This window comes from Streptococcus oralis (assembly GCF_001578945.1).
GTDB classification, from domain to species: domain Bacteria; phylum Bacillota; class Bacilli; order Lactobacillales; family Streptococcaceae; genus Streptococcus; species Streptococcus oralis_Q.
Map to the genome: position 1 here is coordinate 1 of NZ_KQ969574.1, position 1,088 is coordinate 1,088.

At 46.0% G+C, this 1,088-nt stretch carries 2 protein-coding genes; one reads left to right on the forward strand and one right to left on the reverse strand.

The features are described 5' to 3' along the window. Positions 1 to 295 (forward strand): ATP-binding cassette domain-containing protein (locus SORDD16_RS09780; RefSeq protein ID WP_081215208.1); only part of this gene is annotated, 295 nt, incomplete at its 5' end. Positions 296 to 339: 44 nt separating this feature from the next. Here the strand turns inward: SORDD16_RS09780 and htpX are convergent. Further along, positions 340 to 1,088, reverse strand: a 749-nt coding sequence (gene htpX, locus SORDD16_RS09785; RefSeq protein ID WP_061453287.1) for a zinc metalloprotease HtpX, incomplete at its 5' end; no start/stop codon positions are given.

The window sequence follows — 1,088 nt, forward strand, 5'->3', positions numbered from 1 at the left end:
TCTCAATTTCAGCTATCCAGAGATGCACCACCAAATCCGCTCCTTATCTGGTGGGCAACAAGGTAAACTCCTACTTTTGGATTTAGTGTTGCGCAAACCAAACTTTCTCCTTCTGGATGAGCCCACACGAAACTTTTCTCCCACTTCTCAACCCGAAATCAGAAAACTCTTTGCCTCATATCCCGGCGGCCTGATCACTGTTTCGCATGACAGACGCTTCTTAAAAGAGGTCTGTACCAGTATCTATCGTTTGACAGAAAAGGGTTTGGAAGTTGTTGATTTACAAGATTTATAAATGTTGAACATAGCAAAAATCCAGAGCCGATCTCTGGATTTTGTTTACATTTGTTTCAAGCGTTCGATTCGTTCTGAGATAGGTGGGTGGGTATAAAAGAGTTTTTGAAGTCCCCCACCTTTCTTAGGATCATTGATATAAAGAGCGCTGCTAGCATCGTCAACATGGTGATGCATCGGCTCGCTATTGTCCAATTTACGCAAGGCATTGATCATCCCTTGAGGATTGCGAGTCAGCTCCACACTGGATGCATCCGCCAGAAATTCCCTCTGACGGGAAATGGCTAATTGCACCAAGGTTGCTGCGAGAGGTGCTAGAACAATGGCTAAGAGAGAGATAACAAGCATGATAATCTCCAAACCATTTCCGTCACGATCATTATCACTCCGTCTTCGACCTGCGCCACCCCACCACATCATCCGTCCTGCCATACTAGACAGAAGGGTAATGGCACTAGCAAGGGCAACAGCAATGGTCGAAATGCGAATATCGTAGTTTCGAATATGACTGACTTCATGCCCCATAACAGCTTCTAGCTCCTCACGATTCATGATAGCCAGAAGACCCGAAGTGGTTGCGACTGCTGCATTCTGCGGATTGGAACCTGTTGCAAAGGCATTTAAAGATGAATCCTCAATGATGAAAACACGCGGCATGGGAATCTGAGCGACCATGGCCATATCTTCTACTACATGGTAGAGGTCTGGTGCCGTTTGCTCATCAACCTCACGCGCCCCATTCATAGACATGACAATCTCTGTCGATTGAAAGATCATGGTCAGAGCGTAGATGA